The organism is Sulfuricaulis limicola, from assembly GCF_002355735.1.
Classification (GTDB): domain Bacteria; phylum Pseudomonadota; class Gammaproteobacteria; order Acidiferrobacterales; family Sulfurifustaceae; genus Sulfuricaulis; species Sulfuricaulis limicola.
In genome coordinates this window covers 715,413-729,524 of the sequence record NZ_AP014879.1, presented here as the reverse complement: position 1 = coordinate 729,524, position 14,112 = coordinate 715,413, and the positions used below count along the sequence as shown (strand labels likewise).

The 14,112-nt window shown below is 63.0% G+C and carries 10 protein-coding genes; all 10 read right to left on the bottom strand.

Features of this window, described 5'->3' with window-relative positions; genetic code table 11:
- Window positions 1–117: 117 nt before the first annotated feature.
- The 10 genes from SCL_RS03615 to leuS all read right to left on the bottom strand — a co-directional run bounded on the left by SCL_RS03615 (window position 118) and on the right by leuS (window position 13,483).
- Window positions 118–4,011: a YhdP family protein gene (locus SCL_RS03615; RefSeq protein WP_096359959.1), complete on the bottom strand. Its 3,894-nt coding sequence runs from the start codon at window positions 4,009–4,011 to the stop codon at window positions 118–120.
- Between the two features lie 159 nt (window positions 4,012–4,170).
- Window positions 4,171–5,634 (bottom strand): ribonuclease G, encoded by a 1,464-nt coding sequence (gene rng / locus SCL_RS03610; RefSeq protein WP_096359958.1) that lies wholly within the window; start codon window positions 5,632–5,634, stop codon window positions 4,171–4,173.
- Complete coding sequence (locus SCL_RS03605) at window positions 5,631–6,209, bottom strand: Maf family protein (protein ID WP_096359957.1); 579 nt, start codon at window positions 6,207–6,209, stop codon at window positions 5,631–5,633. The genes rng and SCL_RS03605 overlap by 4 nt, the downstream gene beginning before the upstream one ends.
- A gap of 105 nt (window positions 6,210–6,314) precedes the next feature.
- Window positions 6,315–6,782 (bottom strand): 23S rRNA (pseudouridine(1915)-N(3))-methyltransferase RlmH, encoded by a 468-nt coding sequence (rlmH, locus tag SCL_RS03600; protein ID WP_096359956.1) that lies wholly within the window; start codon window positions 6,780–6,782, stop codon window positions 6,315–6,317.
- A gap of 48 nt (window positions 6,783–6,830) precedes the next feature.
- Entirely contained in the window at window positions 6,831–7,244 is a 414-nt protein-coding gene (rsfS, locus tag SCL_RS03595; RefSeq protein WP_096359955.1) for a ribosome silencing factor, read from the bottom strand.
- Complete coding sequence (nadD, locus tag SCL_RS03590; RefSeq protein WP_096359954.1) at window positions 7,244–7,891, bottom strand: nicotinate-nucleotide adenylyltransferase; 648 nt, start codon at window positions 7,889–7,891, stop codon at window positions 7,244–7,246. The genes rsfS and nadD overlap by 1 nt, the downstream gene beginning before the upstream one ends.
- Window positions 7,892–7,976: 85 nt before the next feature.
- Window positions 7,977–9,263, bottom strand: coding sequence for a glutamate-5-semialdehyde dehydrogenase (locus tag SCL_RS03585; protein WP_096359953.1), 1,287 nt, complete (start codon window positions 9,261–9,263; stop codon window positions 7,977–7,979).
- A gap of 29 nt (window positions 9,264–9,292) precedes the next feature.
- Entirely contained in the window at window positions 9,293–10,318 is a 1,026-nt protein-coding gene (gene holA / locus SCL_RS03580; RefSeq protein WP_172425907.1) for a DNA polymerase III subunit delta, read from the bottom strand.
- Complete coding sequence (locus SCL_RS03575) at window positions 10,302–10,886, bottom strand: LPS-assembly lipoprotein LptE (protein WP_096359951.1); 585 nt, start codon at window positions 10,884–10,886, stop codon at window positions 10,302–10,304. The genes holA and SCL_RS03575 overlap by 17 nt, the downstream gene beginning before the upstream one ends.
- Window positions 10,883–13,483: a leucine--tRNA ligase gene (gene leuS / locus SCL_RS03570; protein WP_096361822.1), complete on the bottom strand. Its 2,601-nt coding sequence runs from the start codon at window positions 13,481–13,483 to the stop codon at window positions 10,883–10,885. The genes SCL_RS03575 and leuS overlap by 4 nt, the downstream gene beginning before the upstream one ends.
- Window positions 13,484–14,112: the final 629 nt, after the last annotated feature.

Genomic DNA, 14,112 nt, shown 5'->3' with positions numbered 1-14,112 from the left:
CACCGCGCGCGAACCCTTCGCGCGTCCGGCAGGGGAACGAACAATATCCGTGATGAACGTCAGGGAAACCGGAAACCCGGGGTGCAAAATGTAAATCCGCAGCATGCCGCTAGAATATCACTGAACCCCGGCCTCATCACCCGCTTTTCCCGGCTCGGTGGGGGCGTTGGACGCTTCACCCTTGACCAGTTTGGTAATGACCGGATTGTCCCACGGCCCCTTCACCACATAGGTGATGCGGGTACCCGCGGCGATCTGCTTTTTGAAAAGCTTCTGCACCGCGAGCACCGCCGCCGCCACCTGCGGCCCCAGCACGCCCCAGGTCGCGATCGTCACGGTATCGCTGATTTTCGGCTGCAGCTCCAGCGCCAGATCAAAATCCTCCGTCGCCAGTCCGATGCGGCCGCCGATGTCGAGCTGGGTCGCCGGCCCGCGGATGGAAAAACCGCTGGTATAGGCATTGCCCTTTTCGATTTTTATCTCGCCCTGGATACGGTCATAGATCAGTCCCTTGCCGAACACCGGAGTGAAGTCGAGAGTGAGATAGCGGCCGATGGCGCTCAGGTCGAGCAGACCGAACAGGCGGCCGGCGCCCGATTTCACCTGCAGAAAACGACCCTTCTTCGCGGACACGTCGACCTTGCCGCTCAGTGCCGCGAGTTGCGGATTGGCCGGCGATCCCGACCACGACAGCTGCGACTTGACCTGCGCCTCGCCGCCGGCCAGCTGATCCGGCGCACCGAATGCCTCCATGGTCTTGCCCATGTCCGGACTGCTGAATTCGATATTGAACCGGCTCACGTGGTTCTTGCCGTCGAAATCCCAGCGTCCGTTGGCGTTCAGTTTCATGTCGGGACGCGCCAGGTTGAAGCGCTCGATGCGCCAGCCGTCATTGTCGGGTGCGGCCAGGAAATCGAGTTCGCCCAGCGATTTGCCGCGCAACTCGAAGGATTTGCTGCGCAACACCACCGCCGGGAGGCGGCGCGGATCCGTCGGAGTGTCGCTCCGTTTGTGCTGCGCGTCCGGCAACTTGAGGTGTGCCAGGTCCATTTCATATCGCAACGTCGGGCCCTTGCCGGAAAAATTCACGGAACCGGCCACGGCGGCGCCATGGACCGTGCCCTGCCAGATATCGCGCCGGCGGGAAAAATCAATGGCGAGTTTTCCGAACTGGCGATCGAACAGGGTCAAGGCATTCACGTTGGCGCTGACACGCGCGAGAAATTCCGGGGCATCGGTCGTTTTTTCGCCGAGCAGCGGCAACCACTGGTCGGCATTCACTTCCGCCAGATCGGCCCTGATGTACACATCACGGGTTGTGGGCGCCGTCGCCGGCGCGCCGGAGAAGTTGATGCGCGCGCCGGCAAAATCCCAGCCCTGCGTCTGGCGCGCCAGGGCAATCCTGCCGTTCACGCGGTTGCCGCCCTGGAGCGCCAGCAGGATATGATCGGGACGGGCCGACTCGGTCCGGACCACGAGCTTGTCGTCCAGCAGTCCGTCCGGAAAGTCGAGCGGCGCGGGCAGCGAGGCCTTGAGGCCGCGCAGATCGGCCTCGGCGCGCAATTCGCCGGTATTGCCCTTGTCCTGCCAGGTGCCGGACCAGCTGGCGGCGCCGCCGAGACGCGCGGCGATGCGGGTTCCGATCACGGGCGCCAGACCCTGAGCCGTGATGGCGCCCTGGCCCTGCACGAACAACCGGCCTTCGCGCTGCGCCGCGGACAGCACGGTCTCGCCACCGAGGAAACGCGCGCGCAGGGCGCCCTCGTGCAGGCCCGCCTGCGTGAAACGCACGCTGCCCTCGACGGCATCCGCCGCCGGCGAACCGGCGAATCGCAGCGTGTTTTTCATGAACCGGTACTCTCCCTGGAGCGCGGTGGAATGCACATCGGCCAGCGGTATCGTGATATCGAGACTGAGGATGCCCGCGCCCGATCCCTGCAAACCGGACGGCAGGTAGGCCAGCCAGCGCGCGCTGCCGGGTTCGGGCTTTGCCGCGCGCAATACATTCAGCGTTTCATTGAGCGCGCCGCTTACCTTGCCGCCGACATGCACAATATGATGGTCCGCGCCGGAATAGCGTGATTGCACCACCACCTGCGTGGCGTCGAGCTTGCCGATTTTCCCGCCGCCAACCACCGTTACCTCGGAGCCGTCGATGGTCACGTCCACTTCCGCCTGCTTCACCGGCTCCCAGCCGGGAAGAAAACGGTAAATGCCGTTGCGCACATGTCCGCGCAGCTCGAATTTTCCGGTGCCATGGCGAAAGGGAAAATCCCGTATGGGTCCGTCGTAGACCAAATAGCCTTCGGTGATGTCGCCGGCGATGAAAGAGCCCTCCATCCAGGCGAGCGTCGCGGGTTTCAGATGTGACGCCGGATAATAACGCGCGGCGTGCGCGCCGTTGCCGTCCTGAAAATCGACGCGCAGTTTCAGCACCGGTGACAGGTCATGGTCGTGCGGCAGTTGCAGGCTGAGCTTGCCGGTGCCGCGGCCGTCCGCGCCGGACAGGCGCAGACGGTTGCCTTTGACCAGCCAGTAATCGGCAAATTTCTCCCAGCTCAGGTCGCCGTTGACGCGTTCGGCGGCCAGGGGGGCGCGGAATATCTGCGGCAGCGACAGATCCATGCCGATCGAATCGATCCGGAAATTCCCGGTGTTGCGCGACAGGGACAGATGACCGCTCACACCGCGTGCGCCTGGATATTTCTGGTACGGAAGCACGGTGCCATCCTTGATATCCGCATCCAGGGAATAATCCACGGGTGACATCCAGTCGCCCTGCAGGCGCAGGCTGAAATTCTCGACACTCCCGTCGGGTTTGGTCGCCAGCCAGGCATCAAACAGTCCGGCCGCATTGCCCGGGATATTTTTCGCGCTCTCGGCGATTTCACCTTTCAGGCGCGTCACGAAACCGGTGATATCACCCACATCCACGTGCTTGATATGGAATTCACTCGCCTCCGGCCGGCGCACGATGCGCAAATGGCCACCCGCCCACGCCGGGCCTTCCAGACCGAACAGCGGATTGGCCACGTCGAGACGCCAGCCTTCGCGGGTCGTGCGCCAGCTCAGGTCCCCGCTCGCCTCGCGAATCCCGAGCGGCGTTTCCCACCCCGGGACCGGCAGGCGCAGGCCGGAAACCTTCACCGAACCTCCGACCGAAACCGGACGCCCTTCGTCCCATTCGGACCGCAGTTGCAGCGCAAATTTCCCGCGCAAGGTGTCCGGCAGCTTTTCGCGCGCGATCAATGGCAGGGCGCTGATATTGATTTGCGTGGTGCGCAGGTAGATGTCGCCATCCCATTCGGGAGACGTCAGCGGATTGCCGCTGATGTCCAGGGCAAGGGAACATTCGTCGCATATCCCGTCCGGAAACCTGGCGCTGAATCCGAGACGGTGCCGGTCGCCGCTGTTGCGCAGACTCAGGTTCACTTGCGCCAGGCGCAGCGCCGGGCCGGCCTCGCGGTGATCGAACCATTGCAGCTCGCCGTTCTCGATCTCCAGCCGCCCCTGCTGGAACAGCCAGCCGACGAACTTCTCGTCCTGCCCGCGCTCGACCGGCGCGAGCGGGTCGAAACCGGAAATGCGGAAGCGGCCGTCCGGCAGCCGCTCCAGCGCCAGGCTCGGATTCACCACCACCAGACTGTTGATTTCGATCCTGCCCCACAGCAGGGGCAGCAGCGCCAGACTCAGGCGGACTTCGCTCAGCCGGATCGCGGGCCGGGCAGCGTCGGCGACGTATACCTGCAATCCGCGCACCTGCGCCCCGGGATACAGGCCGTCCCAGTGGGCACTCAGCGATTCGATGCGTACCTGGTGTCCGGAACGCTGGCTCAGGTACTCCTCGAGATTCTGCTTCTGCCCGGCGATCATCGGCAGCAGGAAACGCGCGACGATGAAAACGATCGTCAACAGCACCAGTAGCACCGCCGCCAGGTACAGGGTCCAGCGGCTCACGTGCCATGTCACGCGACCGATATGAAAGACGTACTGGCGCAGTCGCTTCTTCATGTCAGCGGGCAGTCCTGGACCGGCTTGTTGGAGGATTCATACCGCTATTCTGCCGTATCCGGACCCAAAGCAGAAAAATATCAGCGACGGCCCGGGAATGATTTCTTGGAGGCCGCGTTTTCACGAAAGTTCTTGCGCGCCGGCCGGGAACGGCCGGCATCACATCAGCACGACATCGTACTGTTCCTGCGTATAGAGCGGTTCGACCTTGAGCTGGATCGGCTTGCCGATGAACTCCTGCAGTTTCACCATGCTGCCGGCCTCCTCGTCGAACAGCAGGTCGATCACCGCTTGCGATGCCAGCACCAGATAACCGTCGGCACCGTATTGGCGCGCTTCGCGCAGGATTTCCCGGAAGATCTCATAACAGACCGTCTGCGGTGTCTTCAACATGCCGCGTCCCTCGCACACCGGGCAGGGCTGGCACAGCACATGCTCGAGACTTTCGCGCGTGCGCTTGCGCGTGAGTTCCACCAGACCCAGCGGCGACATTTCCGTCAGGTAGACCTTGGTGCGGTCGCGCGCCAGCGCGCGCTCGAGCGCGCGCAGCACCTGGCGCTTGTGCTCGGCCTCCGCCATGTCGATGAAGTCGATGATGATCATGCCGCCCAGGTTGCGCAGTCGCAGCTGGCGCGCGATGGTTTGCGCCGCTTCCAGGTTGGTCTTGAACAGGGTCTCTTCCAGGTTGCGCTTGCCGACGTAAGCGCCGGTGTTCACGTCGATCGTGGTCATGGCCTCGGTCTGGTCCAGGATCAGGTAGCCGCCGGACTTGAGCATGACCTTGCGGTCGAGGGCCTTCTGGATCTCGTCTTCGACGGAATACAGGTCGAAGATCGGACGCTCGCCCGGATAATGCTCGATCCGCTCCGCGATCTCCGGAATGAACTCGATGCCGAAATCGATCGCCTTGGTGTAAACCTCGCGCGAGTCGATGCGGATCTTCTCGACATTACCGCGCACGAGGTCGCGCATGGCACGCAGCGCCAGCGGCAGATCCTCGTGGATCAGGCTGAGCACGGGTGCGCTGCGGATGCGCTCCTGGCAGGCGACCCACACCCGGCGCAGATAACGGATGTCGGTTTCGATTTCCTCCTCGGCCGCCGTCTCGGCCAGGGTACGCAGGATGTAGCCCCCTTCCTCGGCGCCTTCCGGCAACGCCGATTTCACCAGCGCCCGCAGGCGCTCGCGCGTGGCCTCATCACCGATCTTCTGTGAAATGCCTATATGCCTGCTGTAGGGAAGATAAACCAGATAGCGCGCCGGCAAGGTGATCTGCATGGTCAGGCGCGCGCCCTTGGTGCCGATGGGGTCCTTCAGCACCTGCACGATCACTTCCTGCCCGTCCTGCAGCAGCTCGTTGATGGGCGGCACCGGGCCGGCGTTCTCGACGCCGGAAACCGGACGAATGTCCGAGGCGTGCAGAAACGCGGTGCGATCATGCCCGATGTCAACGAACGCCGCCTGCATGCCCGGCAGGATACGAACCACCTTTCCTTTATATATGTTGCCGACGATGCCGCGACTGCGCGCGCGCTCTATGTAGACTTCCTGCAGCACGCCGTTTTCGACGACCGCTACGCGGGTTTCTTGGGGCGTGACGTTGATGAGGATTTCTTCACTCATATACCATCCGTCCCAATCTTGCGCAAAATTTCATCCAATTCATACAATGGCAGCCCCATAACGCCGGAATAGCTGCCCTCCAGCTTCGCGATAAACGCCGCGGCGCGGCCCTGGATCGCGTAGGCACCGGCCTTGTCCCGGGGTTCGCCGGTTTTCCAGTACTGCTCGATTTCCGCCGGCGTTAGCGGACGGAACGTCACGCGACTCGTGCTCAGTGCCGTGTATTCCTTTTCGCGATGCCACACGCACACGGCGGACAGGACCTCGTGCGTGCGCCCGGCCAGGCGACGCAACATGTCCATGCCATGCGCCGCGTTCTCCGGTTTACCCAGGATTTCCCCATCGATGACCACTTCCGTGTCCGCGCCCAGCACCGGATGCGCCGGCAGCCCGCGCTCCCTGACCCACTGCGCTACCCGGCGCGCCTTGTCGCCGGCGACGCGCGCCACGTATTGCGCCGGCGATTCACCGGCCGCGCGAACCTCGTGGATATTGGATGGCATGACGTCGAACTCGACGCCCAGCTGGCGCAGCAATTCCTGCCGGCGGGGCGAAGCAGAGGCGAGATAAATCATAAATGGCAAGTTTAAAGTTCAGAGTACAGGGTGCAGGGTTGAACGCGCTGGTTTTTAACTCTGTACCTTGTACTTTGTACTCTAAACGCTGAACCCGTTACCTCCTTACCGGTGGTACGGGTGCTGGCTAATGATACTCCACGCCCGATACAGCTGCTCGGCCAGGACCACGCGCACCACCGGGTGCGCCAGGGTAAGTTTAGACAATGCCCAGCGTTCTTTCGCGCGTTCCAGACAGGCCGGCGCCAGCCCTTCCGGACCGCCGATCAGCAGGGCCAGGTGCTCACCACCGCCCAACCGTTTCTTGAGATCCGCCGCCAACGCCCCGGTATCGAGCTGTTTTCCTGACAGGTCGAGCGCCACGACATGCGCGCCGGCGGGAATGGCGGCCAGCTGGCGCGCGCCTTCCTGTTCGACGAGGCGCCGCAGATCGGCGCTCTTGGTGCGCCGCCCGGCGGGGATCTCGTGCAGCACCAGGCGGCACTCGCGCGGCAGGCGCTTGGCGTACTCCTGGTATCCGGTTTCAACCCATTCGGGCATGCGGTCACCGATGGCGATGATGTGGATTTGCATATTGAGCTTTGAACCGCCAAGGCGCCAAGACGCCAAAAAGTCGGAAATTCATTTTTTCACAGCTTTTGCTTTTCTTGGCGTCCTTGGCGTCTTGGCGGCCTTCCTGTTTTCGCCTGCCTCAACGCGCTTGGCGTCGGACCAGAGTTTTTCGAGGTTGTAGAAATCACGTATCTCCTCGCGCATGACATGCACGATAACGTCGCCGAAGTCGATCAGCACCCAGTCACCGATCTTTCCGCCCTCGACGCCCACGGCGCGCACGCCATGGGAACGCAGCGCTTCCGCGACCCTGTCGGCCGTGGACTGCACGTGCCGGTTCGAGGTGCCGGTGGCGATCACCATGTAGTCGGTGAAATCGCTGATCTTGCGCACGTCGAGCACCGTGACATCGCGTGCCTTGGCGTCTTCCAGTGCGTGCTGAATCCAGCTTTGGGTTTTTTTGGCGGAGGCGGCTTTGGGCATCAGTTTTCCCGATTGAGGTAGATTCGGTTGGCGCGCAGATACCCGAGCACGGCGGGCGGCAATAACCCGTCCACCGGTTCGCTGCGCGCAATGGCTTCGCGAATACGCGTCGCGGAAATATCCTGGGGCGTCACAGTCTGAAAATAAAGCTTTCCCGCGCTGGCCAGGGCGAGATCGCCGGCGGCAGGCGCGAGACGGCCGCGCGCCCATGTCGGCAGGTCCTCGGCGGCCGGCAACGACCAGCCCGGCCGTGTCATCACGACAATATGCGCCAGTTCCGGCAGCCGTTGCCACTGGTGCCAGCTTTCGAGGCCCTCGAAGGCATCCAGGCCCAGTAACAGGCACAATGGACGGTCGCCGAGTTCCTCGCGCAGGGATGCCAGCGTCAGCACGGTATACGAAGGCCCGCCGCGTTTGATCTCGCGGTCATCCACGCGCAATCCGGGAAATTCGCCCACCGCCAGTTCGGCCATGCGCAGGCGCTGTACCGCCGTGGCCAGCGGCGCGCGGCGGTGCGGAGGATTCGCCGCCGGGACGACCCGCACTTCCGCCAGATCGAGCGCGCGCAACACTTCCTGCGCGGGGCGCAGATGGCCGTAATGAATGGGATCGAACGTGCCGCCAAGGATGCCGAGGGGTTTACTCACAAAAAATACAATGGACAGAATCGGGAGTTCGCAGGATTAAAACCGGCAAGAAAAAATCTTGAATCAAGTTGACCTGAAATCCCGTCTATTTTCTGATGTGCCCGTCTCCGAGCACGACGAATTTCACCGACGTCAGCCCCTCGAGGCCGACGGGACCGCGCGCATGCAGCTTGTCGGTGGAAATACCGATCTCGGCACCGAGGCCATATTCGAAGCCATCGGCGAAGCGCGTCGAGGCATTGACCATGACCGAGCTCGAATCCACCTCGCGCAGGAAACGGCGCGCACGGGTGATGTCCTCGGTCACGATGGAATCAGTATGGGCCGAGCCGTATTTGGCGATATGGTCCATGGCCGCGTCCACGTTTTCCACCACACGGATCGAAAGAATCGGCGCCAGGTATTCCGTATGCCAGTCCTCCTCGGTCGCGGCCTGGATGCCGGCAAGAATCTTGCGCGTGGCCTCGCAGCCGCGCAGCTCCACGCCCTGATCCTGGTACATCCTGCCCAGCACCGGCAGGACTTTCGTCGCCACGTCGCGCGCGACCAGCAGCGTTTCCATGGTGTTGCAGGTGCCGTAGCGCTGAGTCTTGGCGTTGAATGCGACCTTGACTGCCTTGTCCAGGTCGGCCTTGTCATCAATATAAACGTGACACACGCCATGCAGGTGCTTGATGATGGGAATCGTGGCCTCGGCGCTGATGCGCTCGATGAGTGACTTGCCGCCGCGCGGCACGATCACGTCCACGTATTCCTTCATGCGGATCAGCTCGCCCACGGCGGCACGGTCGGTGGTCTCGACCACCTGCACCGCGTCTTCCGGCAGACCGGCCTGTTTGAGCCCGGTCTGGATGCAGGCGGCAATGGCACGGTTCGAATGAATCGCCTCGCTGCCGCCGCGCAGGATCGAGGCATTGCCGGATTTCAGGCACAGTCCGGCGGCGTCGGCGGTGACGTTCGGACGCGATTCGTAAATGATGCCGATCACGCCGAGTGGGACGCGCATGCGCCCGACCTGGATGCCGGAGGGGCGGTAATTCAGATCGGTGATCTCACCCACCGGATCGGCGAGCGCCGCGATCTGGCGCAGGCCCTCGGCCATGGACTGGATGCGCGCTGCGCTCAGTTCGAGGCGGTCGAGCATGGCGGAGTCGAGGCCCTGGGCCTTGCCGGCGTCGATATCCTTCCTGTTGGCCGCGATCAGCGCGTCTCGCTGACGCTCGATCTCGGCGGCCATCGCCATCAAGGCGGCATCCTTGGCCGCGGTCTCGGCGCGCGCCATGACGCGCGCGGCGGCGCGGGCGCGTTGCCCGACTTCCTGCATGTAGCGCTGGATATCGGCGTCGGCGGCTGGTTTCGAGGCTGTTTTCATGAATCTCTGCTATTTGTCGTACTCACCATCTATATATGACATGTGGCGGGCTTGAGGCCGCTCATGCTGAGCGCCAGACACTGCAACTCCTGCCACACATCGCCGGTTCCCCGGCCCTTCAGAATGCGGTCGGTCCGGGCGGCGCGCCGCAACAGGTCCTGCGCCGCCTCCGGCGACAGCCGCTTGAGCGCGGCGCTGACCAGCGGCTTGCGTTTGGCCCATACCCGCCGCGTATCGAGAACCCGCATCACCGGCTGGCCCGAGGCGACCAGGCTCGCCATCTGCGCCAGTTCGCGCGCTTCACGCGCCAGCGCCCACAAAATCAGTATGGGCTCGACGCCTTCGCCACGCAGGTTGGTGAGAATCCGCTCGACCGTCGCCGGTTCACCGCGCAGGCTGGCGTCCGCCAGCGCAAAAACATTGTAGCGGGCATTGTCGCCGAGATTATCCTCGATGTCATCCAGACCCACTTCGCCGCCGCCAAAACGCAGGGAAAATTTGTCGATTTCCTGCGCGCAGGCGAGCAGGTTGCCTTCCATGAGATGCGCCAGCAGGTCCACCACGCCCGGGCCCGGCTTCAGCCCCTTCGCCTCCATGCGACGCCTGATCCAGGCCGGCCATTGCGCCGCTTCCAGCGGCCAGGCCACGACCACCACGCCCGCGCCTTCCAGGGCCTTGGCCCATTTGGTTTCGCGCGCCGCCTTGTCGAGCTTGCCGCAACTCACCAGCAGCACGGTATCCGCCGGAGGTTGTGCCGCGATTTCGATCAGAATTTTCGCGCCGGTCTCGCCGGGTTTTCCGGTCGGCAGGCGCAATTCGATAAGACGCCGCTCGGCGAAAAGCGACATCGACTGTGCCGAGGCGAACAACCCGTTCCAGTCGAACCCGCTCTCCACCGTCAACGACTGGCGATCGAGGTAGCCGTTGGCCTGCGCCGCTTCGCGAACGGCCTGGCAGCTTTCCTCGACCAGCAGCACTTCCTCGCCGTACACGAAATAGACTGGCGCCAGCCCGCGCTTGAGGTGATTGGCCAGTTGATCAGTGTTTATTTGCATCGGAATCAATGAGAGTGATTCGCGACAGGCGCCGCAGGATCTGTTGTACCGCATCGCGTTGCATTTCGCTCCGCAGTTCCCGCTCTTCCCTTTCCTTGGCAAGCACGTTCAGCCGGTCGAACTGATGGTCGCGTTGCACCTTGACCGTCTGCGGCTCCGACAACGGTTTGTTGTCCACGTCGACCAACTGGAAACTTACCTCGTATTTCAGCAGGTACTCGTCGACCTTGCCGGTGGAGGTTACCGACAGCACCCGGCTGTCCGACTGCTCGCGGTACAGCATCAGCCGTGGCGCATCACCCGATTCCTGGATTTGAATATCCGTCTGGGTGCGCAGGGCATTTTTCATCGCCGCCAGCAGCGGGCTGCTTTCCGGCAGATTGCCCTCCACACTGACTTGCAGCACGGAAAGCGCGGCGGGCGCTTCCACCTTTCCCGTACCGCGCAGATGGAAACCGCAGGAAGCCAGTGAAAAATACAAAGTACAAAGTACAGCGTGCAGAGTAAGAGCGGATAGCGCGCGGCGGCCCGTCCCTTTGTACCCTGTGCTTTGAACTCTGTACTTCATAAAACGATATTCACCAGCTTGCCCGGCACCACGATGACCTTCCTGACCGGTTTGTCTCCGACATGGCGCGCCACGGCTTCGTCCGCCAGCGCGAGTTCGCGCACTCTATCCTCGCCTGCCTGCGCGGGTACCGATACCCGCCCGCGCAGCTTGCCGTTCACCTGCACCACGATCTCCAGGTTATCCTGCTTCAGGGCCGAATCGTCGGGCTTGGGCCAGCGCACGTCGATCACGGCCTCCTTGTGACCAAGGGTGTGCCACAGCGCGTGGCAGACATGCGGCACGATCGGCGACAGCGTCAACACCGCGAACTCGAGCGCCTCCTGGCGCACGGCCCTGGCAGGCGCCGAGCCGTCATCGAGCTTGCTGACAGCATTGAGCAGCTCCATCACTGAAGCGATGGCGGTATTGAAAGTACGGCGCCGGCCGATATCGTCGGTGACCTTGGCCAGCGTCTGGTGCGCCTGGCGGCGCAGATCCCTGAGCGCCGGCGACAGCGATGAAAAATCGGCTTTCGCCGCTGGGCCCAGGCCGGCATGATCGGCCACGAGCTTCCACAAGCGGCGCAGGAAACGGCTGGCACCGGCCACGCCCTCATCCGACCACTCCAGCGTCATCTCCGGCGGCGCCGCGAACATCATGAACAGGCGCGCGGTGTCGGCGCCGTACTGCTCGATCAGCGACTGCGGATCGACGCCGTTGTTCTTCGACTTCGACATGGTGCCGATGCCGCCCGATTCGACCGGCTGGCCGTCGCTCTTGAGCACCACGCCAAGGCGGCCGCCCTTGTCGTCGGTTTGGATCTCGATCTCCGCCGGATTGAAATACTGGATACGCCCGCTCGCGGGCTTGCGAAAGAATATCTCGTTCAACACCATGCCCTGCGTGAGCAGACGCATGAATGGCTCGTCGCCCCGCACCAGGCCGGTATCCCGCATCACCTTCCACCAGAAACGCGAGTACAGCAGGTGCAGAATGGCGTGCTCGATGCCGCCGATGTACTGATCCACCGGCATCCAGTAACTGGTCTCACCGTCGACCATCGCCGTGTCGCCGCGCTGGCTGGCGTAACGCGCGTAGTACCACGACGAATCCACGAAGGTGTCCATGGTGTCGGTCTCGCGCTTTGCAGCCTTGTCGCACTTCGGGCACTGGCAGTTCACGAAATCGGTGCGCTTGTTGAGCGGGTTGCCGGTGCCGTCCGGCACGCAGTCCTCCGGCAGCACCACCGGCAAATCCTTGTCCGGGACCGGCACGTCGCCGCAGTGATCGCAATGAATAACAGGTATCGGGCAACCCCAGTAGCGCTGGCGCGAAATGCCCCAGTCGCGCAGGCGCCACATGACCTGCTTGTCGCCCAGGCCTTTGGCTTTCAGATCGGCGGCAATGACATCGATGGCGGCGCTGTAGTCGAGGCCGTCGTACTTGCCCGAATTCACGCAGCGGCCGTGTTCCTTGTCCGCATACCATTCCTGCCAGGCATCGAGCGAGAATTTCTCGCTTCCGACAGCGATCACCTGCTTGATGGGGAGTTTGTACTGTTTGGCAAAATGAAAATCGCGCTCGTCGTGTGCCGGCACCGCCATGACCGCGCCTTCGCCGTAGCCCATGAGCACGTAATTGCCGACCCACACCGGAATCGGGTCTCCCGTCAGCGGGTGCGTCACGCTGATGCCGGTCGGCATGCCCTTCTTTTCAATGGTGGCGAGGTCGGCCTCCATGACCGAGCCACGCTTGCACTCATCGATGAACGCGGCGAGCTTCGGGTTGGTCTTCGCGGCATGCGTCGCGAGCGGATGCTCGGCCGCGACCGCACAAAAAGTGACACCCATGATCGTGTCGGCGCGCGTGGTGAAGACCCAGAGTTTTTCCTCGCGTCCATCCAGCTGGTACGGGAAGGCGAAACGCACGCCCACGCTCTTGCCGATCCAGTTGGCCTGCATGGTGCGCACGCGCTCCGGCCACTCGGGGAGCTTGTCCAGGTCGGCCAGCAGCTCCTCGGCGTATTGTGTGATCGCCAGGTAATACATCGGGATCTCGCGCTTCTCGATCACGGCGCCGGTGCGCCAGCCGCGGCCGTCGATGACCTGTTCGTTGGCGAGCACGGTCTGGTCCACCGGGTCCCAGTTGACCACGCCGGTTTTCTTGTAGGCAATGCCCTTTTCCAGCATGCGCAGGAACAGCCACTGGTTCCACTTGTAATACTCGGGCTTGCAGGTGGCGAGCTCGCGCCCCCAGTCGATCGCGAAACCGAGTGACTTGAGCTGCTTCTTCATGTACGCGATGTTGTCGTAGGTCCACTTCGCCGGCGGTACCCCGTTCGCCATCGCCGCATTCTCCGCCGGCAGGCCGAAGGCGTCCCAGCCCATGGGCTGCAACACGTTGCGTCCCTGCATGCGCTGGTAGCGCGTGATTACGTCGCCAATGGTGTAATTGCGCACATGGCCCATGTGCAGCTTGCCGGAGGGATAGGGAAACATCGACAGGCAGTAGAATTTCTCCCGTGTCGGGTCAGGCACGGCCTTGAAACTGTGATGACGCTCCCAGTAGTCCTGGGCGTCTTTTTCTACTTTTTCGGGAAGGTATTGCTCATCCATCGTATTCATGAATCCAGCCGTGCCTGAGGGCGGGAAGAATACCGTAATTCGGGGGTTTCGTCTTTTGTATGGCTGTCATTCCGGCGAAAGCCGGAATCCAGATAGTAATCATCAGTAGAGCGGGCTGCGCCCGCGTTATTTGAATCTGGGATGCTCCGCCCCCGACCCAGGGTGACTTTCTTTGCTCGTGCAAAGAAAGTCACCAAAGAAACACGTGGCCCCGGAGCGCACGCCGGCTGCGCCGGTTCCCTCCGTTCCTCGCCCCACCGGGCGCTCGCCAACTCGTCGGCCGCATAAAACGCGGCTCGACTCAAACAGGGGCTCGCTTAAAAACTCCCGGTGGGGCTGCGGTACTCGGCGCGCGCTACGGGGCCTGAAACAACCTACCCGTTAGAGACTCCAAGTATCCGGTGAGGTGGGTTCTTAAAACCCCGTATGGCGCGCCCGAGCATCGCAGCCGGTCCCGGAGTAGTCGCGCGCCCCGTGTTCGAGCCCGGAGCGCGTTGTTTGCGCCCGGCGAGTTGGGGCGCGCGCCGGGGCCGGCGAGAAGCGCAGGGGGTGGTCGCGCCATCCGGGCGTGCTTTCTCTTGGTGACTTCTCTTTGCACGAGCAAAGAGAAGTCACCCGCC

What these genes read in the sequence shown, in the direction of transcription:
- rsfS (WP_096359955.1), bottom strand. Translation starts at nt 7,244, where the DNA reads ATGCCCAAAGCCGCCTCCGCCAAAAAAACCCAAAGCTGGATTCAGCAC.
- SCL_RS03585 (WP_096359953.1), bottom strand. Translation starts at nt 9,263, where the DNA reads ATGAAAACAGCCTCGAAACCAGCCGCCGACGCCGATATCCAGCGCTAC.
- leuS (WP_096361822.1), bottom strand. Translation starts at nt 13,483, where the DNA reads ATGGATGAGCAATACCTTCCCGAAAAAGTAGAAAAAGACGCCCAGGAC.
- rlmH (WP_096359956.1), bottom strand. Translation starts at nt 6,782, where the DNA reads ATGCAAATCCACATCATCGCCATCGGTGACCGCATGCCCGAATGGGTT.
- SCL_RS03615 (WP_096359959.1), bottom strand. Translation starts at nt 4,011, where the DNA reads ATGAAGAAGCGACTGCGCCAGTACGTCTTTCATATCGGTCGCGTGACA.
- SCL_RS03605 (WP_096359957.1), bottom strand. Translation starts at nt 6,209, where the DNA reads ATGATTTATCTCGCCTCTGCTTCGCCCCGCCGGCAGGAATTGCTGCGC.
- SCL_RS03575 (WP_096359951.1), bottom strand. Translation starts at nt 10,886, where the DNA reads ATGAAGTACAGAGTTCAAAGCACAGGGTACAAAGGGACGGGCCGCCGC.
- holA (WP_172425907.1), bottom strand. Translation starts at nt 10,318, where the DNA reads ATGCAAATAAACACTGATCAACTGGCCAATCACCTCAAGCGCGGGCTG.
- rng (WP_096359958.1), bottom strand. Translation starts at nt 5,634, where the DNA reads ATGAGTGAAGAAATCCTCATCAACGTCACGCCCCAAGAAACCCGCGTA.